General features: G+C 39.7%; 23 protein-coding genes and 1 pseudogene. 19 read left to right on the top strand and 5 right to left on the bottom strand.

The annotated features are described in order from the left end of the window. Positions 1-115: 115 nt before the first annotated feature. Together typA and SMI_RS07355 are read left to right on the top strand one after the other, a co-directional pair. The gene (typA, locus tag SMI_RS07360; RefSeq protein WP_000164101.1) at positions 116-1,957 is read left to right on the top strand and encodes a translational GTPase TypA; all 1,842 of its coding nucleotides are present in this window, start codon (positions 116-118) and stop codon (positions 1,955-1,957) included. A gap of 19 nt (positions 1,958-1,976) precedes the next feature. Beyond that, a complete protein-coding gene (locus SMI_RS07355) occupies positions 1,977-2,231 on the top strand; it encodes a DUF3165 family protein (RefSeq protein ID WP_000262657.1) in 255 nt (84 codons plus the stop codon). A 59-nt stretch (positions 2,232-2,290) separates the two neighbouring features. On the opposite strand, the gene SMI_RS07350 is transcribed toward SMI_RS07355, so the two are convergent. Beyond that, entirely contained in the window at positions 2,291-3,547 is a 1,257-nt protein-coding gene (locus SMI_RS07350; protein ID WP_000436571.1) for an ISL3 family transposase, read from the bottom strand. A 471-nt stretch (positions 3,548-4,018) separates the two neighbouring features. On the opposite strand from SMI_RS07350, the gene SMI_RS07345 reads away from it, so the two are divergent. The 13 genes from SMI_RS07345 to SMI_RS07285 all read left to right on the top strand — a co-directional run bounded on the left by SMI_RS07345 (position 4,019) and on the right by SMI_RS07285 (position 15,862). Continuing rightward, entirely contained in the window at positions 4,019-6,040 is a 2,022-nt protein-coding gene (locus tag SMI_RS07345) for a bacteriocin-associated integral membrane family protein (RefSeq protein WP_000732404.1), read from the top strand. A gap of 1 nt (position 6,041) precedes the next feature. Beyond that, positions 6,042-6,683: an ABC transporter ATP-binding protein gene (locus tag SMI_RS07340; protein WP_000571283.1), complete on the top strand. Its 642-nt coding sequence runs from the start codon at positions 6,042-6,044 to the stop codon at positions 6,681-6,683. 20 nt (positions 6,684-6,703) lie between these two features. Then, on the top strand, positions 6,704-6,913 hold the full coding sequence (locus tag SMI_RS10825) for a hypothetical protein (RefSeq protein WP_049524124.1): 210 nt from the start codon (positions 6,704-6,706) through the stop codon (positions 6,911-6,913). Between the two features lie 25 nt (positions 6,914-6,938). After that, complete coding sequence (gene murD, locus SMI_RS07330; protein WP_000863054.1) at positions 6,939-8,291, top strand: UDP-N-acetylmuramoyl-L-alanine--D-glutamate ligase; 1,353 nt, start codon at positions 6,939-6,941, stop codon at positions 8,289-8,291. A 1-nt stretch (position 8,292) separates the two neighbouring features. Further along, positions 8,293-9,351, top strand: coding sequence for a UDP-N-acetylglucosamine--N-acetylmuramyl-(pentapeptide) pyrophosphoryl-undecaprenol N-acetylglucosamine transferase (locus SMI_RS07325; RefSeq protein WP_000724825.1), 1,059 nt, complete (start codon positions 8,293-8,295; stop codon positions 9,349-9,351). Positions 9,352-9,360: 9 nt separating this feature from the next. Continuing rightward, positions 9,361-10,572, top strand: a complete 1,212-nt coding sequence (locus SMI_RS07320) for a cell division protein FtsQ/DivIB (protein ID WP_000031168.1) — start codon at positions 9,361-9,363, stop codon at positions 10,570-10,572. 232 nt (positions 10,573-10,804) lie between these two features. Beyond that, positions 10,805-11,500, top strand: coding sequence for an orotidine-5'-phosphate decarboxylase (pyrF, locus tag SMI_RS07315; protein ID WP_001206741.1), 696 nt, complete (start codon positions 10,805-10,807; stop codon positions 11,498-11,500). Between the two features lie 38 nt (positions 11,501-11,538). Further along, complete coding sequence (gene pyrE / locus SMI_RS07310; RefSeq protein WP_000170919.1) at positions 11,539-12,171, top strand: orotate phosphoribosyltransferase; 633 nt, start codon at positions 11,539-11,541, stop codon at positions 12,169-12,171. 322 nt (positions 12,172-12,493) lie between these two features. After that, positions 12,494-12,898: a hypothetical protein gene (locus tag SMI_RS10630; RefSeq protein WP_000829084.1), complete on the top strand. Its 405-nt coding sequence runs from the start codon at positions 12,494-12,496 to the stop codon at positions 12,896-12,898. A gap of 95 nt (positions 12,899-12,993) precedes the next feature. Further along, entirely contained in the window at positions 12,994-13,758 is a 765-nt protein-coding gene (locus SMI_RS07300) for a hypothetical protein (RefSeq protein ID WP_000394063.1), read from the top strand. After that, positions 13,758-14,510, top strand: coding sequence for a hypothetical protein (locus tag SMI_RS07295; RefSeq protein WP_000808907.1), 753 nt, complete (start codon positions 13,758-13,760; stop codon positions 14,508-14,510). The genes SMI_RS07300 and SMI_RS07295 overlap by 1 nt, the downstream gene beginning before the upstream one ends. Before the next feature lie 9 nt (positions 14,511-14,519). After that, positions 14,520-15,218, top strand: coding sequence for a hypothetical protein (locus SMI_RS07290; RefSeq protein WP_000517354.1), 699 nt, complete (start codon positions 14,520-14,522; stop codon positions 15,216-15,218). After that, positions 15,215-15,862 carry an ABC transporter ATP-binding protein gene (locus SMI_RS07285; protein ID WP_001002574.1) on the top strand — a complete coding sequence of 216 codons (648 nt, stop codon included), beginning with the start codon at positions 15,215-15,217 and terminating at the stop codon, positions 15,860-15,862. The genes SMI_RS07290 and SMI_RS07285 overlap by 4 nt, the downstream gene beginning before the upstream one ends. Before the next feature lie 86 nt (positions 15,863-15,948). Here the strand turns inward: SMI_RS07285 and SMI_RS07280 are convergent, their stop codons facing one another. Genes SMI_RS07280 through SMI_RS07265 form a run of 4 tightly spaced genes read right to left on the bottom strand, consistent with a single transcriptional unit; the run spans position 15,949 to position 18,903 of the window. After that, on the bottom strand, positions 15,949-16,815 hold the full coding sequence (locus tag SMI_RS07280; protein ID WP_000765262.1) for a cysteine ABC transporter substrate-binding protein: 867 nt from the start codon (positions 16,813-16,815) through the stop codon (positions 15,949-15,951). A gap of 11 nt (positions 16,816-16,826) precedes the next feature. Further along, on the bottom strand, positions 16,827-17,585 hold the full coding sequence (locus SMI_RS07275) for an amino acid ABC transporter ATP-binding protein (RefSeq protein WP_000005000.1): 759 nt from the start codon (positions 17,583-17,585) through the stop codon (positions 16,827-16,829). Continuing rightward, positions 17,586-18,263 carry an amino acid ABC transporter permease gene (locus tag SMI_RS07270; protein ID WP_001154137.1) on the bottom strand — a complete coding sequence of 226 codons (678 nt, stop codon included), beginning with the start codon at positions 18,261-18,263 and terminating at the stop codon, positions 17,586-17,588. After that, positions 18,223-18,903 carry an amino acid ABC transporter permease gene (locus SMI_RS07265; RefSeq protein WP_000384107.1) on the bottom strand — a complete coding sequence of 227 codons (681 nt, stop codon included), beginning with the start codon at positions 18,901-18,903 and terminating at the stop codon, positions 18,223-18,225. Before SMI_RS07265 ends, SMI_RS07270 begins: the two co-directional genes overlap by 41 nt. A gap of 215 nt (positions 18,904-19,118) precedes the next feature. Between SMI_RS07265 and lctO the strand changes: the two are divergent. The 4 genes and pseudogenes from lctO (at position 19,119) to SMI_RS07245 (ending at position 23,455) form a co-directional block, all read left to right on the top strand. Continuing rightward, positions 19,119-20,254 (top strand): annotated as a pseudogene (lctO, locus tag SMI_RS07260) (L-lactate oxidase). A gap of 170 nt (positions 20,255-20,424) precedes the next feature. After that, positions 20,425-20,820, top strand: coding sequence for a CopY/TcrY family copper transport repressor (locus tag SMI_RS07255; protein WP_001167198.1), 396 nt, complete (start codon positions 20,425-20,427; stop codon positions 20,818-20,820). Positions 20,821-20,830: 10 nt separating this feature from the next. Continuing rightward, complete coding sequence (locus SMI_RS07250) at positions 20,831-21,202, top strand: cupredoxin domain-containing protein (RefSeq protein ID WP_000935061.1); 372 nt, start codon at positions 20,831-20,833, stop codon at positions 21,200-21,202. A gap of 9 nt (positions 21,203-21,211) precedes the next feature. Further along, entirely contained in the window at positions 21,212-23,455 is a 2,244-nt protein-coding gene (locus SMI_RS07245) for a heavy metal translocating P-type ATPase (RefSeq protein ID WP_000134998.1), read from the top strand. The last annotated feature ends 143 nt before the right edge of the window (positions 23,456-23,598 follow it).

The following is a 23,598-nucleotide window of genomic DNA, read 5'->3' as shown; positions in this document are numbered from 1 at the left end:
ACGTGAAAAGAAAAGCAGAGTGAAAACATTTACACTTGCTTGAATTATGTTATTTACTTGAAATTATGGTATAATCGTTCAGTTAGAAAATAAATTTTGAATATTAGAGGAAATCATGACAAAATTAAGAGAAGATATCCGTAACATTGCGATTATCGCCCACGTTGACCACGGGAAAACAACCCTTGTTGACGAATTATTGAAACAATCAGAAACGCTTGATGCACGTACTGAATTGGCTGAGCGTGCTATGGACTCAAACGATATCGAAAAAGAGCGTGGAATTACCATCCTTGCTAAAAATACAGCCGTTGCCTACAAGGGAACTCGTATCAACATCATGGACACCCCAGGACACGCGGACTTCGGTGGAGAAGTTGAGCGTATCATGAAAATGGTTGACGGTGTTGTCTTGGTCGTAGATGCCTACGAAGGAACCATGCCACAGACTCGTTTCGTATTGAAAAAAGCATTGGAACAAGACCTTGTCCCAATTGTGGTTGTTAACAAAATCGATAAACCATCAGCTCGTCCAGCAGAAGTAGTGGACGAAGTCTTGGAACTTTTCATCGAGCTTGGTGCAGATGATGACCAGCTTGATTTCCCAGTAGTGTATGCTTCAGCAATCAACGGAACTTCTTCATTGTCAGATGATCCAGCTGACCAAGAAGCGACTATGGCGCCAATCTTTGACACGATTATTGACCACATCCCAGCTCCAGTAGATAACTCAGATGAGCCTTTGCAGTTCCAAGTGTCACTTTTGGACTACAACGACTTCGTTGGACGTATCGGTATCGGTCGTGTCTTCCGTGGTACTGTTAAGGTTGGGGACCAAGTTACCCTTTCTAAACTAGATGGTACAACGAAGAACTTCCGTGTTACAAAACTCTTCGGTTTCTTTGGTTTGGAACGTCGTGAAATCCAGGAAGCTAAAGCGGGTGACTTGATTGCCGTTTCAGGTATGGAAGATATCTTTGTCGGTGAAACTATTACTCCGACAGATGCAATTGAAGCTCTTCCAATCCTACACATCGATGAGCCAACTCTTCAAATGACATTCTTGGTCAACAACTCACCATTTGCTGGTAAAGAAGGTAAATGGGTGACTTCTCGTAAGGTGGAAGAACGCTTGCAGGCAGAATTGCAAACAGACGTTTCCCTTCGTGTTGACCCAACTGATTCACCAGATAAATGGACTGTTTCAGGACGTGGAGAATTGCACTTGTCAATCCTTATCGAAACAATGCGTCGTGAGGGTTATGAACTTCAAGTATCTCGTCCAGAGGTTATCGTAAAAGAAATCGATGGTGTTAAATGTGAGCCATTTGAACGTGTTCAAATCGACACTCCAGAAGAATACCAAGGATCTGTTATCCAAAGCCTTTCTGAACGTAAGGGTGAAATGTTAGATATGATTTCAACTGGTAATGGTCAAACTCGTTTGGTCTTCCTTGTTCCAGCGCGTGGTTTGATTGGATACTCAACTGAGTTCTTGTCAATGACTCGTGGTTACGGTATCATGAACCATACCTTCGACCAATACTTGCCATTGATTCCAGGGGAAATTGGTGGACGTCACCGTGGTGCCCTTGTTTCTATCGATGCTGGGAAGGCTACAACTTACTCAATCATGTCTATCGAAGAACGTGGAACAATCTTTGTCAACCCAGGTACTGAGGTTTACGAAGGAATGATCATCGGTGAAAACTCTCGTGAAAACGACTTGACAGTTAACATCACTAAGGCAAAACAAATGACTAACGTCCGTTCAGCTACTAAGGACCAAACAGCTGTTATTAAGACTCCTCGTATCTTGACACTTGAAGAGTCTCTTGAGTTCTTGAACGACGATGAGTACATGGAAGTAACGCCTGAGTCTATCCGTTTGCGTAAACAAATCCTTAACAAGGCAGAGCGTGAGAAAGCTAACAAGAAGAAAAAATCAGCTGAATAAGAGCTAGAAAGAGATAAAGATGGTTTATTTAATCATAGGAATCCTCTTATTGCTACTCTATGTATTTGCGACACCAGAAAGCATTAAAGGGACAGTCAATATCGTCCTTGTCGTCTTTGCTTTTGTAGCACTTTTGATTTTGCTGATGTTGTCAGTTCTGCAAATCTTTCAGCTACCGACAGAATTCTTTATCGCAATCGCCATGCTCTTCCTAGCATACTTTAGCTTGCGAGATATTACCCTCATGTCGGTCCATAAAAGTAAAAGAAGATAAAAGAGAGTTTTGGCTCTCTTTTTTTGGGCTCTTTGTCAACTGTAGTGGGTTGAAGTCAGCTAAGCTCGAGAAAGGATAAAATTCGTCCTTTCTTTTTTGATGTTCAGAGCGATAAAAATCCGTTTTTTGAAGTTTTCAAAGTTCCGAAATCCAAAGGCCTTTCGTTTGATAAGTTTGATGAGATTATTAGTCGCTTCCAATTTGGCGTTAGAATAGGGTAGTTGAAGGGCGTTGACAATTTTCTCTTTGTCCTTTAGAAAGGTTTTAAAAACAGTCTGAAAAAGAGGATGAACTAGCTGCAGATTGTTCTCAATGAGTCCAAAGAATTTCTCAGACTCCTTGTTCTGAAAGTGAAAAAGCAAAAGTTGATAGAGATGGTAGTGGTGTTTCAAGTCTTCTGAATAGCTCAAAAGCTTGTCTAGAATTTCTTTATTCGTCAAGTGCATGCGAAAAGTAGGGCGATAAAAACGTTTATAGCTGAGTTTCTGACTATCTTGTTGGATGAGTTTCCAGTAGCGTTTGATAGCCTTATATTCATGGGATTTTCGATGAAACTGATTCATGATTTGGACACGCACACGACTCATAGCACGGCTAAGATGTTGGATAATATGGAAACGATCTAGAACGATTTTAGCACACGGAAAAAGCTGTTTAGCCAAGTCATAATAAGGACTAAACATATCCATAGTAATGATTTTCACCTGACAACGAACGGCTCTATCGTAGCGAAGGAAGTGATTCCGGATGATAGCTTGTGTTCTGCCCTCAAGAACAGTGATGATATTGAGCTTTTCAAAATCTTGTGCAATGAAACTCATCTTTCCCTTTGTAAAGGAGTACTCATCCCAAGATATAATCTCTGGAAGATGAGAAAAATCATACTTAAAACGGAAGTCATTGAGCTTTCGAATGACAGTTGAAGTTGAAATAGACAACTGATGAGCAATATCGGTCATGGAAGTTTTTTCAATCAGCTTCTGAGCAATTTTTTGGTTGATGATACGAGGGATTTGATGATTTTTCTTTACTAGAGGAGTCTCAGCAACCATCATTTTTGAGCACTGATAGCACTTAAAACGGCGTTTTTTAAGGAGAATTCTAGTAGGCATACCAGTTGTTTCGAGGTAAGGGATCTTAGACGGTTTTTGAAAGTCATATTTCTTCATTAGACTTCCGCAATCAGGACAAGATGGGGCCTCACAATCTAGTTTAGCGATGATTTCTTTGTGGGTATCCCTATTAACAACATCCATAATTTGGATATTAGGGTCTTTAATGTCTAGTAGTTTTGTGATAAAATGTAATTGTTCCATATGAATCTTTCTAATGAGTTGTTTGGTCACTTTTCATTATAGATCTTATGGGACTTTTTTTCTACAACAAAATAGGCTCCATAATACCTATAGGGGATTTACCCACTACAAATATTATAGAGCCTTTTTTTGTAGAAATTTTACAATAGTTTGAAATGCCTTTTACTATAACATCATTTCTTTTGCTTGTAAAGTATGAAGGTGAAAACTGGAATAAAATTCGCTAATGTCATCTATTTTTAGGAAATTGTAAAACTTCATTACTAATGATATCTTAGTAAAATATGTTGATAGATTAGATAGAAAGTGATATACTTAAGTTATAAGAAACCGATTTCAAAATAAGAAAGAATTAAATTTGTTGTCTTGGTGCTCAGGGTGTAATGGATTAAACTAAGCAAATAATTCTAAGAATTTATAAAAGATAAAATCTTTTTCTATAGAGTTATTCTCTTATACAAGGAGTCTACTATGAAGAAACTATTCATATTATTATCAACTTTTTTTCTCAGCTTCTTCCTTGCTTGGATTATTGTCTTACGTGCTCCACAATATTTATATGCAAGCTATGATTCCGTCTCTTTACTTCGTGTCAAAAAAGATACTCAGGAACCGACGCGTGAGGTATTTGAACAGGAATTGGAGAAGTTTGCAAACTCAGAACAGAGTTTAATAGCTAGAAGAATCGTAGAGCCGAGTAAGGATGGAACGACTCACTTTGCTTATGCAACTTATGGTCAGGGAACTTTACCAAAAGAATTCCAAGAAGCTAGTCAAGAAAGTCGTGAACGTAGTGATCCGCTAAATAGTTATCTCCTTTTATCAGGCTCCTTGACGAAAGAAAAGCTAGCCGATAAGTTAGGAGATTTGGGTTATAAAGCAATTGCTGACCGAAAGACGCCGCCCTATTCTCTTGCTTTTAGAATGTTACTAATTCCCCTTATTTTAATTAGTTTAGCAATATTTGGCTTATCTTTCTTTGCTCTGGTGATTATTACTCGGATTAAGGAAATGAGAGCAGCAGGTATAAAACTCTTTTCTGGTCAGACTCTCTTATCCATCATGGGGCATTCTTTATCTACTGATATCAAATGGCTCCTTCTATCAGCCCTCCTTTCCTTCCTAGGTGGGGGAGTCGTTCTTTTTAGTCAAGGTTTGTTTTATCCTATCTTGTTAGCCACCTATGGTTTTGGGATTAGTTTCTATCTGTTGTTTTTATTGGCGATTTCAATTTTACTAATGCTCCTTTATCTAATGAGTTTGAGTTACAAAGCATTAGTTCCCGTTATTAAGGGAAGATTACCCCTTAAACGCTTGATGGCTTTAACCCTATTGTGTCAGTTGGTTGCTGTTTTTACAGTAGGCTACGCTGTTAAGACAGGTTTGACGTCTTACCAACGATTGAAAGAACTTGAAATTTCAAAACAAGCATGGCAGGACAGAGCAGACTATTATCAAATTTCTTTTGGCTTAGGTGATAGAGGAAAAGATACAGAAAATCAGAATAAGTGGTATGAATTTTCCAAAGAAGCAGTTGAAAAAGAACAGGCTCTATTTGTAAAAGATAATCTCATTCATTTTGCAAATCCTCAAGGAAAAAATGAACAGGGAGAGACACTGGATACCTATAGTCCAGATGCTAATACGCTCTATGTTAGTCCCAGTTATTTGGATAAGGAAAATGTGGCTGTAAATGATGAGACTAGACAGAAACTAGCTCATCTTCAAAAAGGGGAATTTGGACTCTTATTACCAGAATCTCTTCGTTCACAGGAAGCAGAACTTAAGAAAGTTTTTGAAGAAAAATTGAGTTATTATGGAAAATCTGGTGAGGAGGCAAGTGCTCCTTTAGAGTATGAAATGAGAGCGATTGTTAGCTATCTTCCAACTGGAGAAAAGCGATTTATTTATAATAACGGTGAAAGTCCAGTATCCATCCAGTACTTAACCGATCCGATTTTAGTTGTATTTACTCCAACATCTACAGGTGATAGTATCATTTCAAAATCTATTTGGTCTATCAATGCTGGAAAACAACTCTTTATAAAAGGATATGAGAGTGGGCTAGCTCTCTTGAAGAAAGCTGGAATTTATGAGCAAGTATCCTATCTTAAAGAAGGAAGAAGTGTTTATCTAACTCGTTATAATGAAGTTCAAACTGAAACAGCAACTTTAATCCTAGGAGCTATTGTTGGGATAGCTAGTTCCTTGTTACTCTTTTATTCTGTCAATCTGCTATATTTCGAGCAATTCCGCCGAGATATCTTGATTAAACGAATTTCAGGTTTACGATTTTTTGAAACACATGCTCAGTATATGGTTAGCCAATTTGCCAGTTTTGTATTTGGTGCTAGTCTCTTTATTTTAAGCAGTCGAGACTTGGTGATTGGCTTGCTCACTTTATTAGTCTTTCTAGCTAGTGCAGTTTTGACGCTTTACCGTCAAGCGCAGAAAGAATCTCGTGTTTCTATGACAATTATGAAAGGAAAATAGGATGATTGAACTAAAGAATATATCTAAAAAGTTTGGAAGCCGTCAGCTATTTTCAGATACGAATCTTCATTTTGAAGGTGGGAAAATTTATGCCTTAATCGGTACAAGTGGCTGTGGTAAGACAACACTTTTGAATATGATTGGACGATTAGAGCCATATGACAAAGGGCAAATCATCTATGATGGCACCTCTCTTAAGGACATCAAGCCTTCTGTTTTCTTTAGAGATTACTTAGGTTACCTATTTCAAGATTTTGGCTTGATTGAAAGTCAAACCGTCAAAGAGAATCTCAATCTGGGTTTAGTTGGTAAAAAGTTGAAAGAAAAAGAGAAAATCTCTTTGATGAAACAAGCTCTAAACCGTGTTAACCTCTCTTATTTAGATTTAAAGCAACCTATCTTTGAATTATCAGGAGGAGAAGCACAACGTGTTGCATTAGCGAAGATAATTTTAAAGGATCCACCTTTGATCCTCGCAGATGAACCAACCGCTTCCTTAGACCCCAAAAACTCTGAGGAATTACTTTCTATCCTAGAATCTTTAAAAAATCCGAATCGAACTATTATTATTGCGACCCACAATCCTCTGATTTGGGAGCAAGTGGACCAAGTTATTCGAGTTACCGATTTATCACATAGATGATATGGCGAGATTCATACTCAATGAAAATCAAAAAGCAAACTAGGAAGCTAGCCGCAGGCTGCTCAAAGCACTGCTTTGAGGTTGTAGATGAAACTGACGAAGTCAGTAACCATATATACGGCAAGGCGAAGCTGACGTGGTTTGAAGAGATTTTCGAAGAGTATCAGTTAGAAGAAAGAGTCACAAACACACTTTGTGGCTTTTTTATTTCCATAAAAATGGTAAAATAGTAAGAGTAGAAATGGAGTTCGAGACATGAAAGTAATAGATCAATTTAAAAATAAGAAAGTCCTTGTTTTAGGTTTGGCCAAGTCTGGTGAATCTGCAGCTCGTTTGTTAGACAAGCTAGGTGCCATTGTGACAGTAAATGACGGAAAACCTTTCGAGGACAATCCAGCTGCCCAAAGTTTGCTGGAGGAAGGAATCAAGGTTATCACAGGTGGCCATCCTTTGGAACTTTTGGATGAAGAGTTTGCCCTCATGGTAAAAAATCCAGGTATCCCTTACAGCAATCCTATGATTGAAAAGGCTTTGGCCAAGGGAATTCCAGTCTTGACTGAGGTGGAATTGGCTTACTTGATTTCAGAAGCACCGATTGTTGGTATTACTGGTTCCAATGGTAAAACAACTACAACGACTATGATTGGAGAAGTCTTGACTGCTGCTGGTCAACATGGTCTCTTATCAGGGAATATCGGCTATCCAGCTAGTCAAGTGGCCCAAACTGCGACAGACAAGGATACGCTTGTCATGGAACTTTCTTCTTTCCAATTGATGGGCGTTCAAGAATTCCATCCTGAGATTGCGGTTATTACTAACCTCATGCCAACTCATATCGACTACCATGGCTCGTTTGAAGAGTATGTAGCAGCCAAGTGGAATATCCAGAACAAGATGACAGCGGCTGATTTCCTTGTCTTGAACTTTAACCAAGACTTGGCAAAAGAATTGGCAAGAAAAACACAAGCTACAGTTGTACCATTTTCAACACAGGAAAAGGTTGATGGAGCTTATTTAGAAGATGGTCAGCTCTACTTCCGTGGGGAAGTGGTCATGGCAGCGAATGAAATCGGAGTTCCAGGTAGCCACAATGTAGAAAATGCCCTTGCGACGATTGTGGTAGCCAAGCTTCGTGGTGTAGACAACCAAACCATCAAAGAAACTCTTTCAGCCTTTGGTGGTGTCAAACACCGTCTCCAATTTGTGGATGAAATCAAGGGTGTCAAATTCTATAATGATAGCAAGTCAACCAATATCTTGGCAACTCAAAAAGCCTTGTCAGGATTTGACAACAGCAAGGTCATTTTGATTGCAGGTGGTTTGGACCGTGGCAATGAGTTTGACGAATTGGTTCCAGACATTACTGGACTCAAGAAGATGGTCATCCTGGGTCAGTCTGCAGAACGTGTTAAACGGGCAGCAGACAAGGCTGGTGTGGCATATGTGGATGCGACTGATATTGCAGATGCGACCCGCAAAGCCTATGAACTTGCGACTCAAGGAGACGTGGTTCTTCTCAGTCCTGCCAATGCCAGCTGGGATATGTATGCTAACTTTGAAGTACGTGGCGACCTCTTTATCGACACAGTAGCGGAGTTAAAGGAATAATATGAAAAAAATTGTCTTTACAGGTGGGGGGACGGTTGGACACGTGACCCTCAACCTTTTGTTAATGCCCAAGTTCATCGAAGATGGCTGGGAAGTCCACTATATCGGAGACAAGCGTGGCATTGAACACCAAGAAATCCTCAAGTCGGGTCTAGATGTTACCTTCCATTCCATTGCGACTGGAAAATTGCGTCGTTATTTCTCTTGGCAAAATATGCTGGATGTCTTCAAAGTTGGCTGGGGAATTGTCCAATCTCTCTTTATCATGTTGCGACTTCGTCCACAGGCCCTTTTTTCAAAGGGAGGCTTTGTCTCAGTACCGCCTGTTATCGCTGCGCGTGTGTCAGGAGTGCCTGTCTTTCTTCACGAATCTGACCTATCTATGGGCTTGGCCAATAAAATCGCCTATAAATTTGCGACGAAGATGTATTCAACCTTTGAGCAAGCTTCAAGTTTGTCTAAGGTTGAGCATGTGGGAGCGGTGACAAAGGTTTCAGATCAAAAAACTCTAGAACCCGATGAATTGGTGGATATTCAAACCCACTTTAATCCCCAATTACCAACTGTATTGTTTGTCGGTGGTTCTGCAGGCGCTCGTGTCTTTAACCAATTGGTGACAGACCATAAGAAAGAACTAACCGAGCGCTACAATATTATCAATCTAACTGGAGATTCTAGTCTGAACGAGTTGAGTCAAAATCTCCTTCGTGTTGACTATGTGACCAATCTCTATCAACCCTTGATGGAATTGGCTGATATTGTTGTGACACGTGGTGGCGCCAATACGATTTTTGAGCTCTTGGCCATGGCAAAATTACATGTCATTGTGCCGCTTGGTCGTGAAGCTAGTCGTGGAGACCAGATTGAAAATGCAGCTTACTTTGTAAAAAAAGGCTATGCAGAAGAGCTTCAAGAAAGCGATTTGACCTTGGACAGTTTGGAAGAGAAGCTTTCTCACTTACTAAGTCACAAGGAAGACTATCAGGCTAATATGAAGGCTTCTAAGGAATTGAAATCTCTAGCAGATTTTTATCAACTATTGAAAAACGATTTATCATAAGGAAAGTAAATGTCAAAAGATAAGAAAAATGAGGGCAAAGAAATCCTCGAAGAATTTAAAGAGTTATCAGAATGGCAGAAACGAAACCAAGAATACCTAAAAAAGAAGGCTGAAGAAGAGGCAGCCCTAGCTGAGGAGAAGGAAAAGGAAAGACAGGCTCGAATGGCTTCAAAATCTGAAGAGTCAGATGAAACTGGGGACCGAGAGAGTGAATCTAATCCAGAGGACCCAGAATCAGCTAAGGGAGAGTCTGAAGAAAAAGTAGAATCTTCAGAGGGTGACAAAGAGGAAGAAGAGATAGAAGAATCAGGGTCTAAAGAGAAGGAGGAACAGGATAAAAATCTTGCTAAAAAGGAAAAAGCAACCAAAGCAAAGATTCCTGGCCTCCATATCTTGCGAGCCTTCACGATTTTATTTCCAAGTCTGCTTTTATTGATTGTCTCTGCCTACTTACTCAGTCCTTATGCGACCATGAAGGATATCCGTGTTGAGGGAACGGTTCAAACTACGGCTGATGATATTCGACAGGCTTCGGGCATTCAGGATTCGGATTATACGATTAACCTTCTGCTAGATAAGGCAAAATATGAAGAGCAGATCAAGTCTAACTATTGGGTGGAATCAGCTCAGCTTGTTTATCAATTTCCAACTAAGTTCACCATCAAGGTCAAGGAATATGATATTGTGGCCTACTATGTTTCTGGTGAAAATCATTATCCTATTCTTTCCAGCGGTCAGCTTGAGACCAGTGCTGTGAGTTTGGTCAGTCTACCAGAAACTTATTTATCTGTTCTCTTTAATGATAGTGAACAAATCAAGGCTTTTGTCTCAGAACTTGCTCAAATTAGCCCAGAACTTAAGGCTGCTATCCAAAAGGTGGACCTAGCCCCAAGCAAGGTGACTTCAGATTTAATTCGATTGACTATGAATGATTCGGACGAAGTCTTGGTTCCTCTATCTGAAATGAGTAAGAAATTGCCATATTACAGTAAGATTAAGCCTCAATTGTCAGAACCGAGTGTGGTCGACATGGAAGCTGGAATTTACAGTTACACTGTGGCGGATAAATTAATTATGGAGGCTGAGGAGAAAGCTAAACAAGAGGCTAAGGAAGCCGAGAAAAAGCAGGAAGAAGAACGTAAACGTTTAGAAGAAGAAAAGAAAAAACAAGAGGAAGAGAGCAATCGAAACCAAACAAGTCAGCGTTCATCGCGTCGCTAGGTTTACCTTTTCTCCTATAGCTCTTTAGTGACTATGTTTTTACTTGACAAGTGCTAGTAGAAATAATAGAATAATAGAAAACCTTTAAAGCAGTCCAGAGAGGCAGCTAAGGTTAGACGGTGAAAGGGTGGAGACTACCCATTTTTCGTGGAACCTTGCTGTTGGCAGGTTCCTTTTTTCGTGGCTTCTTGTGACCAGACTCTCTCACTAGCAAAGGTAAAAGGAGAAACCTATGCGAGAACATCGTCCAGTCATTGCTCTTGATTTTCCTAGTTTTGAGGCGGTCAAGGAATTTTTAGCTCTTTTTCCAGAGGAAGAAAGCCTTTATCTAAAGGTAGGGATGGAGCTTTATTACGCAACGGGTCCTGAGATTGTATCTTACTTGAAAGGTCTGGGTCACAGTGTCTTTTTGGATCTCAAACTTCATGACATTCCCAATACAGTCAAATCAGCCATGAAGGTCCTGTCTCAGCTTGGTGTGGATATGACCAATGTTCATGCGGCTGGTGGTGTAGAGATGATGAAGGCTGCGCGTGAAGGTCTTGGAAGTCAAGCCAAATTGATTGCTGTTACTCAGCTTACATCAACATCAGAGGCCCAGATGCAGGACTTTCAAAATATCCAAACCAGCCTGCAAGAGTCTGTGATTCATTATGCCAAGAAGACAGCTGAAGCGGGATTAGATGGTGTCGTTTGCTCGGCTCAGGAAGTACAAGTCATCAAGCAGGCTACCAATCCAGATTTTATCTGTCTGACACCGGGGATTCGTCCAGCAGGTGCTGCAGTTGGAGACCAAAAACGCGTCATGACACCTGCTGATGCCTATCAAATCGGCAGTGACTATATCGTAGTGGGACGTCCCATTACCCAAGCTGAGGATCCTGTTGCAGCTTATCATGCCATCAAGGATGAATGGAACCAAGACTAGAATTAAAGAATAGATTAGAAAAACAAAAGGAGAAGACCATGACACTTGCTAAAGATATCGCTAGCCACCTCTTGAAAATCCAAGCCGTTTACCTCAAACCAGAGGAGCCTTTCACTTGGGCATCTGGTATCAAGTCACCGATTTATACTGATAATCGTGTGACACTAGCCTATCCAGAAACTCGTACCCTAATTGAAAATGGCTTTGTGGAAGCTATCAAAGAAGCCTTTCCTGAGGTTGAGGTGATTGCAGGAACTGCGACAGCAGGGATTCCTCACGGAGCCATCATTGCTGACAAGATGAATCTGCCATTTGCCTATATCCGTAGCAAACCAAAAGACCACGGAGCAGGCAACCAAATTGAAGGTCGGGTAGCTCAGGGGCAAAAGATGGTAGTGGTTGAAGACCTTATTTCAACAGGTGGCTCTGTTCTCGAGGCCGTAGCAGCCGCTAAACGAGAAGGAGCAGAGGTTCTCGGAGTTGTAGCGATTTTCAGTTACCAATTGCCAAAAGCAGATAAGAACTTCTCAGATGCAGGTGTCAAACTTGTGACGCTTTCTAACTACAGTGAACTCATTCACCTAGCCCAAGAAGAAGGCTATATCACGCCAGAAGGCTTGGATCTCCTAAAACGATTTAAAGAAGACCAAGAAAATTGGCAAGAAGGTTAGGTCAGTAAGATAAAGAGAGACGAGTCTGGGACAAAAATCTAACCTTAAATATAAAAAACGAACAAAACGAGTTATCTAACAATCAGAATTCTGTTTTGTTCGCTTTTTTTTATAATCTATCGATTTTTAAAATTTATAATAAAGAATTTCTAAAATTAAAATCTTTTTGTCCCAGACTCTTTTAACCATTTTGTTTAAAATATGACAATATTTTAAACAAAATAATTGACAACGCTTTCTTTTATTGATATAATGAAAATATAATATGTATCAAATTGATCAATCAACTATCTTGTTTATCACTTCTTAGGAGGACGATGTCATGAAAAGAAGAAAAATATATTCCCTTTTTTGCGTAGTTACAATTGCAGCTAGTTTGTTTCTCCCTACAGTCTTAGCTAGACAGATTGGAGGTTATGATTTAACGTTGCCGCGTTTTGGTTCGGATACAACTAGTGCGCTTGAGAAAGAAAACGCCTCTGCTGGAATTAATAATAATGACAGCACTGGTGGCGGTAAAACGTTAAATACCTCTATTCGTAGCGCCTATAGTGGGGCAGATATCACTCCAATGTATCAATTGAGTTCTGGCTCTAGGATTGTCATGTACTATAATGGAGGTGGTGATAATTATATTGGTTCTGATACTAGATTAGCTATGGCGCCACAGTTTGGAAATCATGTAAGAATTCATACTTCAGGTTCTTGGAGTCCAGATTCTTATTAACTTACTTGTCAGAGTAAGCCTTAAAGATGGTTGATTGTGGGTGTAGCATGAAAAAAGAATGCTACACCCTATTCTTATTATAAGGAGGAGTTGGGATGGAATTTTTTATTTGTAATCTTGTACGAGTCGTTAAATCACCTCGGTTTTATATGTCTTTATTTTTGACCCTTCTTTGCATGAGTTTAGGAAATTTCCTTGCTTTCAATGGTATTTATAAAATTGAAGGTTTATCGATTTTTTTTGCCGCTTCTTCTATTAGAGGATTTTCACCGATTAGCCTAGTAGCTGCACTTATCTGTACACTGCCCTATTCTGGTCAGATAATAGAGGATGCTGAGAGTCATTTTCTAACAGCACAATTGTGTCGAATTTCTAAAAAGAAGTATCTGGCTATTGTTGGTAGTACTGTAATTATTTCTTCTTTTCTAGTCTTTTTTCTCCCCTATTTATTATTATTAGGAATTAATCTTTTAGTGACTCCTTATCAGGAAATTTATATTGGAGACTATAGTGGTGCCTTAAAAGAATTATTTGATTCTAATCAGTTTCTCTATAGTCTTGTAACGACTCTCTGGTATGGAGTTTGGGGCGCTGTGTTCTCTATTTTTGGACTAGCTAGTGCTTTGCTAGTGAAGAAAAAATTAGGAGCTATTTTCATCCCAGTTGCCTATATGATGGTTGGGGGTATTTTTTGGGGTATTTTAGAGCTATCTTACTTAGAACCTGTGACAACATTAGCTTTGGGATATCAGAAAGATATCAGTCTTTCCTTAGTTAGTGGGCATCTTGCTTTTATTTTATTTGTTAGTTGTTTGGTTGTTTATGGTACATTTTTTCTACATTCAGAGGACTACGTATAATGAAACAATTTGTTCAATTTTACAAAAAAGATTTTTTAGCAGTATTGGTTTATTTTATATTACTGCTATCCTGTATTTTATCTAGTACAGTATATTTACTGCGATGTCGCCAATATTCAATCCATCCAAATGTATTAGAATGGCTCTTAGTCTTACTTCAAGATATTACGACTGGAGTATATTGCTTTCCGTTCACATATATATTATTCTTTTTTCATTTGATGAATAACTATTTTAATAGGTTGGAGTGCCGCATTCGTCTGAAATCAATTAAGCACTTTACCAGTTTTAGTTTCAAATTAGCAGCTCTTAGTACGGGGATTTGGACGGCGACTTTATTTTTATTGATTTTTCTAATTGCATTTAGTAATGGTTTTAGCTTCTCTTTGGAGATAAAGGAGGTTGATTTTTTAAGAGAATTTTATGGTATAAGTATTGCAAACAATGCTAGTTTCTTTATAGGATTTTTTTTCTCTTATATAGCATACTATTTCTTTTTATCCTTACTTACTATTAGCAGTTTTTCTTGGTTTAAAAAATCAAACATGAGCTTAGTATTTCTGTTTACTTTTTTATTTGTAGAATCCTTATTCTGGATTTATCAGTTGAACAATGGGATAATTGGATTATTGCCAATTTTTCAGTATATGGTAAATTCCAATCCGTATGCATTGATTTATTGGCTTACATTACTATCTATCATAATTCCATTGACTGTATTTTCTGTTCATAGAAACTGGAGGAGAGTGTAAAAGTTGGAAATGGGAAAGTTAAGTAGTCACATGTGGAGGTTGAATCAGATAATCTATACCAAGTACTTTTGGGGTTATGTTCTTTTTTGGATATTGATTTGTTTAGGATTATGGTATTGGTTAGAAGGAAATGATAGACTTGTTATAGAAATTTTAAAAGGGCCTAATCTGAGTCAAAACTCTTTTTTAGTCTTATCTATATGGTTGCTTCATTGGTTTATTATTCATGCATTTTTTCTAGCAGTTGTATATCGTAGAAGAGCATCCGATTTCTTTATGGAAGTGATTCGATTTTCTTCTATTAAGCTCTGGATGAGGTATCAGATTTGGACCTGTTTTCTTTATGGACTCGTTTTAATCATGGTAAAAGTTCTAGTGATTCAATTTATGTTACAGTTACCAAACTGGGATATAGGAGTTTTGTTTATAGTTGATTTTTTGAATGTTTGTGTGCTATCCTTGCTTTGCTTTACGTTATACATACTAGGAGCGAATGAGCAAATGAACTTTTCTTGTGTTAGCTTCTTTTTACTCATGATTGTGTTTGGCAGTTTATTTGTGGGGAATCGAACCAATTATCTATTTTATATTCTGAATAGAGGAAATGGAGATATAGGACGAGATCTATTTCTTCAGTTGCTATTTTTAGTCTTTCTTTTTAAAAGCATTTTCTATTTCACTCGTCAAAAGAGGAGGTTTATAGAATGAATGAAATAATTACATTAAAAAATATTCAGTTGGAATTAAAAAAAACATGTGTTTTTCAAAACCTTAATTTTAGTTGTAAACAGGGGGAAATTATAGGAATTACTGGTGCGAATGGCTCAGGGAAAAGTGTATTGTTTAAATTAATAGCTGGTTTATATAGTCCGTCTTATGGAGAAGTGTTAATCAATGGGGAAAATATTGTTCCTGAGAGAAAAATTCCAGCTAATTTGGGAGCTTTGATTGAAGAACCTGGTTTTATAAATTATTATAGTGGCTTTAAGAATTTACAATATTTGGCAAGCATACGAGGAGTAGTTGGTAATCAGGAAATCAATGATACACTGAAAATAGTTGGTCTATATGAGCAAAAAGACCAGAAAGTTAAAACTTATTCGCTAGGTATGAGGAAAAAGCTAGGGATTGCTCAAGCAATTATGGAGAATCCCTCTATTCTTTTACTAGATGAACCTATGAATGCCTTGGATAAATCAAGTGTAGAAAATATGAGAACATTGTTTAGAAAGCTCTCTAGTGAAAAAGGAACAACAATTTTGATTGCTAGTCATAGTGAAGAGGATATTCGTATCTTATGTGATAAAGTATATTCAATAGAAGATAAAGTATGTACACTGTGTTCAGATTGAACATCTTAGATAGACTCAGAATGTTATAGGTAAAATCTTAAAAAGGGATTGGAGCTTAAACTCCAGTCCCTTTTAAGAGTTAATGACTAATCAACTTTTCCACCTTCAACAACTAGGTCATCTGCTTTAGCAGCGTCACCGTAGGTTGGGTGGAGTGTTTTTTCATAGGCCTTGTGGAAGAAGTTTTCCTTACCTAATTTTTCAATATCTTTATTGATGAAGTCTAGCAATTCTTGGTTGCCTTTTTGAACGGCTGCCGCAATGGTATCTGGATTACCGAGGGAAGTAATGCCTACTTCAAATCCTTTGTTTTCAAGCGCCCAAGCTAGGACTTCCGTATTGTCAGTAGAGAAGGCATCTCCACGTCCGTCAAGAAGAGCTTGGTAAGAGTCACTGTATTGGTCGTATTTTTGGAGTTTGATTTCTGGATGATTCTTTTCAAAATAAGTCTCAGCAGTCGTTCCTTTTGTAACAATCAAAGTTTTACCTTCCAATTGTTTGACATCTGTAATGAGACCAGTCTTTGGTGATACGACACCCAGAGAAACTTTCATGTAAGGAAGGGCAAAATCAACTTGTTTCTTGCGTTCGTCAGTTACTGTAAAGTTGGCAAGGGTAATATCCACCTTGTTTGAAATCAAGTATTCCGCACGGTTGGCAGCGTCGACTGAAACGTATTTAACCTTCACCCCAAGGTCTTGTGCTAATTGGTTCCCAAGTTCAATATCATAACCTTGGTAAGAACCGTCATTGTCAACGTAACCAAACGGTTTTTTATCTCCAAATACGGCGATTCGTAGTTCACCGCTTTTTTTGATGTCATCGATTGTGCGAGCCTTGGCAGTGGTTTTACCAGACGATGAAGCCGCATTTCCACCTGAGCTACAAGCTGTGACAAAGATAAGGGCGAAGGCAAGTGCCAAAACAGTTAAGAGTGGTTTGAATAGTTTCATAAGAATCTCCTTTATAAATATGAGCCAAATTGGCTAAAGTCAAAGACGTTTAAAAATTCCTGAGCTCGTTTGGTTTGAGGATTGGTAAAGAAGGCTTGAGCTGTTCCTTCTTCAGCGATTTTTCCTTGGTCAAGGAAGATAATCCGATCGGCAATAGCTTGGGCAAACTGCATTTCATGGGTTACTAAAATCATGGTACGGCCTTCTTGGGCCAAATCATTGATAAGTTCTAGAACCTCACGCACCATTTCTGGATCCAGCGAAGCAGTCACTTCGTCAAAAAGGATGATTTCTGGATGCATGAGGAGGGCACGAACAATTGCAACCCGTTGCTTCTGTCCACCAGATAATTGACGCGCAAAGCTATGTTGTTTATCTAGTAAACCGACACGCTCCAGTAATTGCAAAGCTTCCTCTGTCACTTCTTTCTTGTCCCTTCCCTGAGCCTTGATAGGGCCTAGGATGAGGTTTTGTAGGACATCCAGATGGGGAAAGAGTTCATAGCTTTGAAAGACCATGCCAATCTTTTGGCGAACCAGGTGAAAGTCTTTTTTATTTTCAACGATAGACTGACCATACAGTAGGATATCTCCACCTTGAATACTTTCTAAGCCATTGAGGCAACGAAGGAGGGTACTTTTTCCACAACCAGATGGCCCCAGAATAACCACAACTTCCCCTTTTTTGATATCTAGAGAAAGTCCTTGGAGGATGGGATTGTCTCCGAAGGATTTTTTTAGTTCCTTGATTTCTAAAATAGTTTCAGACATTTAGTTCCTCCAATGTTTTTCTAGGTGAGTGGATAGTTTGGAAATAGGGAAACAGACTGCGAAATACAAGACTAGAATGGTTCCATAAATCCAGAAGGAAGCAGTTGGGATGGTCAGGCGATTGCTATCAATGATTTGTTGTCCAACCTTGGTCACTTCAACAACCCCAATCAAGACAACCAAGGAAGTGGTTTTGATCATCCGAGTGACAAGGTTAATGGCCTGCGGTAGCAGTCTTCTCAAAACCTGTGGGATGATAATGTGGTAGTAAAGTTGAACATTGATCAAGCCGAGCGCCTGTCCACTTTCAAACTGATGTTTAGGAAGGGAAGTGATAGCTCCACGGACCAAGTCCCCCATTTCAGCTGTTCCCCAGAGGGTAAAGACGATAATAGCTGAAGTCTTACCTGAGATATTGATATTAAAGTTTCGAGCTAAGCCAAAGTAAACGATGAAGAGCAACACCAGTTGGGGCATGATACGGATAAATTCCAGATACAATCGTGTTAAAAATCGTACGATTTTAGAATGGGAGGTCATGATGATTCCCATGACTGTTCCGAACATCATGGATAAGAGGACAGACAGGATAGATATGCCAATCGTAACACCCAATCCCTGTAAGATTCTCAGGAGATTATTTCCCTGAAAGAGTACTTGGATTCCCGAATCCTGCATGGCGTAGCCTCCTTTCTATCCAGCTAAAGACCAGTGAGATAGGTAGCAGCATGATTAGATAAGCAACTACCAACATAGCAAGCGCGATGTCTGTTTCATAGTAGAGTCCAATCAAGTCTTTGGCGACGTACATGAGGTCGGCCAAAGCTACTGCTGAGAAAACAGAGGTTTCCTTGATGAGGAAAATGACATTGGCACTAAAAGACGGTAGGGCCACCGCTGTTGCTTGCGGAAGAACCACATAGCGAAAGACCTGTACAGGTGTCAGACCGATGGCTAGGCCAATCTCCTGCTGGGTTTGACTGACGGCTTCCAGCCCACTTCGGAAAGATTCTGCCATATAGGAGCCTCCTAAAAAGACCAGTCCTAAAGTGGCACAGACTTCTGAAGATAGGACAATCCCGATTCGGGGAAGTCCGAAGTAGAGAAAGAAGAGTTGAATCAAAAGGGGCGTATTGCGTGACAATTCAATATAGGCTGTCGCTACTTGCGCCAAAACAGGGATGCGGTAATGCCGGATGATACTAACGATTAAGCCGAGCAGAAAGGATCCCAGAATACCCCAAACTGCAATATGCAAGGTCAGAAGAAATGCCTTTTGATATAGTGGTAGATATTGTTCAACAATGGACCAATCCAAAAATAGAACCTCCTATCTAGAAATAATACAGTTATTGTAGCACTTAAAAGTTCCTTTGGATAATATCTATTTTTTATTGCCGTTATAAGGATTTTTTATCATAGACATAAAATTTCTGAAATTTCCAAACAAAATATTTGAAAAGTTTTGAAAAAAGAGTTAAGATATTTTTGTAATATACAAAGCAAACGCTTACTTATTAAGGAGGGCATTTTATGTCATACAAAACAAGCAATGCAGAAGGGCATGTAGATTTCATCAATACCTATGATTTGGAGCCAATGGCGCAACAAGTTATTCCTAAAGCAGCATTTGGCTATGTCGCTAGTGGAGCGGAAGATACTTTCACTTTACGTGAGAATATCCGTGCCTTTAACCACAAACTCATCGTTCCGCATACGCTTTGTGATGTTGAAAATCCAAGTACAGAGATTGAATTTGCAGGTGAAAAATTGTCTTCACCAATCATTATGGCGCCTGTTGCGGCGCATAAATTGGCAAATGAACAAGGTGAAGTGGCGACTGCGCGTGGTGTGCATGAGTTTGGTTCTCTTTATACAACCAGCTCTTACTCTACTGTCGATCTTCCTGAAATTACGGAAGCCCTTCAAGGGACACCTCATTGGTTCCAATTTTACTTTAGTAAAGATGATGGTATTAACCGCCACATCATGGACCGTGTGAAGGCTGAAGGTTATAAAGCGATTGTCTTGACAGCAGATGCTACTGTAGGGGGTAATCGTGAGGTTGATAAGCGTAATGGGTTTGTCTTCCCAGTTGGCATGCCGATTGTTGAAGAATACCTACCAGAAGGTGCTGGTAAATCAATGGACTTTGTTTACAAATCAGCTAAACAACGCTTATCTCCACGTGATGTAGAATTTATCGCTGAATACTCAGGACTTCCTGTTTATGTTAAGGGACCACAATGCCGTGAGGATGTTGAACGTTCGCTTGCTGCGGGAGCTTCTGGTATCTGGGTAACCAACCACGGTGGTCGTCAAATCGACGGTGGACCAGCTGCCTTCGACTCACTTCAAGAAGTAGCAGAAGCAGTTGACAAACGTGTGCCGATTGTCTTTGACTCTGGTGTTCGCCGTGGTCACACGTCTTTAAAGCCTTGGCTTCAGGAGCAGACTTAGTAGCTATTGGTCGCCCGGTTATCTATGGCTTGGCTCTCGGTGGTAGTATCGGTGTGCGCCAAGTCTTTGAACACTTGAATGCGGAATTGAAGACAGTCATGCAATTGTCTGGAACTCAGACTATTGAAGATGTCAAACACTTTAAACTTCGTCACAATCCATACAACCCAACCTTCCCAGTTGACCCACGTGACTTAAAATTGTATTGATAAAAGAGATTGCCTCCACTGAATGTGGAGGTTTTTGCTTGTGTTTTAAACACTTTTGAAATGAAGATTTTAAAAAAAGAGAAAAATTTGAATTTCATAGTTGACAAATGTAGATTTTCGGAGTATACTAATAACTGTAATTGACAAATGTAGATTTAGGAGGTGTGATGATGCAGATTTCAGATGCAGAATGGCAGGTCATGAAGATTATTTGGATGCAAGGAGAGCAGACCAGTACGGATTTGATCAGGGTTCTGGCGGAGCGGTTCGACTGGTCCAAGTCAACCATTCAAACTCTTTTGGCTCGTTTGGTTGAGAAAGAGTGTCTGACAAGGAAAAAAGAAGGCAAGTTCTTTGTCTATTCAGCCCTTTTAACTTTGGACCAAAGTCGGGATTTACTTGTCCAAGATATCAAGGACAAGGTTTGTTCTCGTAGGATTAAGAACTTGTTGGCTGATTTGATTGCTGAATGTGATTTTACTCAGGCTGACTTGGAAGATTTGGAAGCTGTGATTTCTGAGAAGAAATCAAGCGCTGTAACAAAAGTAAAATGTAATTGTATGTAAAGGAGACGTCATGTTAAATAGTATTGTAACCATTATTTGTATTGCTCTTATCGCCTTTATCTTGTTTTGGTTTTTCAAAAAGCCTGAAAAATCTGGACAAAAGGCCCAGCAAAAAAACGGCTACCAAGAGATTCGAGTGGAAGTCATGGGAGGCTATACGCCTGAGTTGATTATCCTCAAGAAATCAGTGCCAGCCCGCATTGTCTTTGACCGTAAGGACCCTTCACCCTGTCTAGACCAAATTGTTTTTCCAGATTTTGGTGTACATGCGGACCTGCCTATGGGGGAAGAGTATGTAGTGGAAATCACACCTGAGCAGGCTGGAGAGTATGGTTTCTCTTGTGGCATGAATATGATGCACGGTAAGATGATTGTAGAATAGGAGAATGATATGACTGAAATTATAAAAGCAAGTCTTGAAAATGGTGTTCAAAAAATCCGTATCACGGCAGACAAAGGCTACCATCCAGCCCACATTCAACTGCAAAAAGGAGTTCCTGCTGAGATCACCTTTCACCGTGTGACACCTTCAAACTGTTATAAGGAAATTCTGTTTGAAGAAGAAGGCATCTTGGAACCAATCGGCGTAGATGAGGAGAAAGTCATTCGTTTTACACCTCAAGAATTAGGTCAACATGAATTTTCTTGTGGCATGAAGATGCAAAAGGGAAGTTATACCGTAGTTGAGAAGACTCGAAAATCTCTATCACTTTTACAGCGTTTTTGGATTACTAGTATCTTTACTGTGCCTCTTGTGATTCTCATGATTGGAATGTCGACAGGTAGCATTAGTCACCAAGTCATGCGTTGGGGAACCTTTTTAGCCACAACACCGATTATGCTAGTAGCAGGTGGTCCTTATATCCAAAGTGCTTGGGCTAGTTTTAAAAAGCACAATGCTAACATGGATACCTTGGTTGCTCTGGGAACCCTAGTGGCCTATTTCTATAGCTTAGTTGCCCTCTTCGCTGGTCTCCCCGTTTACTTTGAAAGTGCTGCATTTATCTTCTTCTTCGTTCTTATGGGAGCCGTTTTTGAGGAGAAAATGCGGAAAAATACTTCCCAAGCTGTGGAGAAATTACTTGACTTGCAGGCTAAAACTGCAGAAGTCATGCGTGAGGATAACTATGTTCAAGTCCCTTTGGAGCAAGTCAAGGTAGGTGACCTGATTCGAGTGCGTCCCGGTGAAAAGATTGCGGTTGATGGTGTCGTAGTAGAAGGTATCTCTAGTATTGATGAGTCTATGGTGACAGGTGAGAGTCTGCCTGTGGACAAGACAGTTGGAGATACCGTCATTGGTTCAACCATCAATAATAGTGGAACACTTGTTTTTAGAGCAGAAAAAGTTGGTTCAGAGACTGTTTTGGCTCAGATTGTGGATTTTGTGAAGAAAGCTCAGACCAGTCGTGCACCGATTCAGGACTTGACAGATAAAATTTCAGGGATTTTTGTTCCAGCAGTTGTCATTTTAGGGATTGTGACCTTTTGGATTTGGTTCGTCTTGCTCAGGGATAGTGTAGTCGTGCTTGGAGCGAGTTTTGTATCTTCTCTTCTCTATGCGGTGGCGGTTTTGATTATCGCCTGTCCTTGTGCCTTGGGTCTTGCAACACCGACAGCCCTTATGGTGGGGACAGGACGCAGTGCCAAGATGGGAGTTCTCCTCAAAAATGGAATGGTTCTACAGGAAATCCAGAAAGTCCAAACTCTTGTCTTTGATAAGACTGGAACTTTGACGGAAGGGAAGCCTGTGGTAACAGATATCATCGGCGACGAGGTAGAAGTGCTTGGATTGGCAGCCTCCTTGGAAGAAGCTTCTCAACACCCACTGGCTGAAGCCGTTGTGAAACGAGCGAGTGAAGCTGGACTTGAGTTTCAAACTGTTGAAAATTTCCAAACCTTGCACGGAAAAGGTGTCTCAGGGCAAATCAATGGAAAACAAGTTCTGCTTGGAAATGCTAAAATGCTAGATGGCATGAACATTTCTAGCACTTATCAAGATAAACTAGAAGAATTAGAAAAAGAAGCTAAGACAGTTGTGTTCTTGGCTGTGGACAATGAAATCAAAGGCTTGCTTGCTTTGCAAGATATCCCTAAGGAAAATGCTAAGCTAGCCATTAGTCAGTTGAAAAAACGAGGCCTTAAAACAGTCATGCTGACAGGAGACAATGCTGGTGTGGCGCGTGCTATTGCGGATCAGATTGGAATCGAAGAGGTCATTGCAGGTGTCTTGCCAGAAGAAAAAGCCAACGAAATCCATAAACTACAATCAGCTGGGAAAGTAGCCTTTGTTGGGGACGGTATCAATGATGCTCCTGCTCTCAGTGTAGCAGATGTGGGGATTGCTATGGGTGCTGGAACAGATATTGCCATCGAGTCAGCAGATTTAGTGTTGACAACCAATAACCTCCTAGGCGTGGTGCGTGCCTTCGACATGAGTAAGAAAACCTTTAATCGTATTCTGCTCAATCTTTTCTGGGCCTTTATCTACAATGTCGTCGGAATTCCGATTGCAGCAGGAGTCTTTTCTGGTGTTGGACTGGCTCTCAATCCAGAACTGGCAGGTCTAGCCATGGCCTTTAGTTCTGTATCTGTTCTGACTAGTTCACTCTTACTAAACTTTAGTAAAATAGACTAAAAGCGGGCTTGCTCGCTTTTATTATAAAACAGTTCTGTAAAACGCTTTCGGACTGTACTGTAATAGAGAATAGAAACTTCTGAGCAGATTCTTAGAAAAGTCGAACGAAATGTGATAAATTAGTAGAGTAAAAATTTGCTGAA

This window comes from Streptococcus mitis B6 (assembly GCF_000027165.1).
GTDB classification, from domain to species: domain Bacteria; phylum Bacillota; class Bacilli; order Lactobacillales; family Streptococcaceae; genus Streptococcus; species Streptococcus mitis_AR.
The sequence above is the reverse complement of the archived record's forward strand: the minus strand, read 5'-3'. Positions and strand labels throughout refer to the sequence as shown.

Coding starts and splice junctions, on each gene's coding strand:
- murD (WP_000863054.1), top strand. CDS start 6,939: ATGAAAGTAATAGATCAATTTAAAAATAAGAAAGTCCTTGTTTTAGGT.
- pyrF (WP_001206741.1), top strand. CDS start 10,805: ATGCGAGAACATCGTCCAGTCATTGCTCTTGATTTTCCTAGTTTTGAG.
- typA (WP_000164101.1), top strand. CDS start 116: ATGACAAAATTAAGAGAAGATATCCGTAACATTGCGATTATCGCCCAC.
- SMI_RS07320 (WP_000031168.1), top strand. CDS start 9,361: ATGTCAAAAGATAAGAAAAATGAGGGCAAAGAAATCCTCGAAGAATTT.
- SMI_RS07290 (WP_000517354.1), top strand. CDS start 14,520: ATGGGAAAGTTAAGTAGTCACATGTGGAGGTTGAATCAGATAATCTAT.
- SMI_RS07285 (WP_001002574.1), top strand. CDS start 15,215: ATGAATGAAATAATTACATTAAAAAATATTCAGTTGGAATTAAAAAAA.
- SMI_RS07295 (WP_000808907.1), top strand. CDS start 13,758: ATGAAACAATTTGTTCAATTTTACAAAAAAGATTTTTTAGCAGTATTG.
- SMI_RS07350 (WP_000436571.1), bottom strand. CDS start 3,547: ATGGAACAATTACATTTTATCACAAAACTACTAGACATTAAAGACCCT.
- SMI_RS07255 (WP_001167198.1), top strand. CDS start 20,425: ATGCAGATTTCAGATGCAGAATGGCAGGTCATGAAGATTATTTGGATG.
- SMI_RS10825 (WP_049524124.1), top strand. CDS start 6,704: ATGAAAATCAAAAAGCAAACTAGGAAGCTAGCCGCAGGCTGCTCAAAG.
- SMI_RS07340 (WP_000571283.1), top strand. CDS start 6,042: ATGATTGAACTAAAGAATATATCTAAAAAGTTTGGAAGCCGTCAGCTA.
- SMI_RS07280 (WP_000765262.1), bottom strand. CDS start 16,815: ATGAAACTATTCAAACCACTCTTAACTGTTTTGGCACTTGCCTTCGCC.
- SMI_RS07270 (WP_001154137.1), bottom strand. CDS start 18,263: ATGCAGGATTCGGGAATCCAAGTACTCTTTCAGGGAAATAATCTCCTG.
- SMI_RS10630 (WP_000829084.1), top strand. CDS start 12,494: ATGAAAAGAAGAAAAATATATTCCCTTTTTTGCGTAGTTACAATTGCA.
- SMI_RS07245 (WP_000134998.1), top strand. CDS start 21,212: ATGACTGAAATTATAAAAGCAAGTCTTGAAAATGGTGTTCAAAAAATC.
- pyrE (WP_000170919.1), top strand. CDS start 11,539: ATGACACTTGCTAAAGATATCGCTAGCCACCTCTTGAAAATCCAAGCC.
- SMI_RS07250 (WP_000935061.1), top strand. CDS start 20,831: ATGTTAAATAGTATTGTAACCATTATTTGTATTGCTCTTATCGCCTTT.
- SMI_RS07275 (WP_000005000.1), bottom strand. CDS start 17,585: ATGTCTGAAACTATTTTAGAAATCAAGGAACTAAAAAAATCCTTCGGA.
- SMI_RS07300 (WP_000394063.1), top strand. CDS start 12,994: ATGGAATTTTTTATTTGTAATCTTGTACGAGTCGTTAAATCACCTCGG.
- SMI_RS07345 (WP_000732404.1), top strand. CDS start 4,019: ATGAAGAAACTATTCATATTATTATCAACTTTTTTTCTCAGCTTCTTC.
- SMI_RS07325 (WP_000724825.1), top strand. CDS start 8,293: ATGAAAAAAATTGTCTTTACAGGTGGGGGGACGGTTGGACACGTGACC.
- SMI_RS07355 (WP_000262657.1), top strand. CDS start 1,977: ATGGTTTATTTAATCATAGGAATCCTCTTATTGCTACTCTATGTATTT.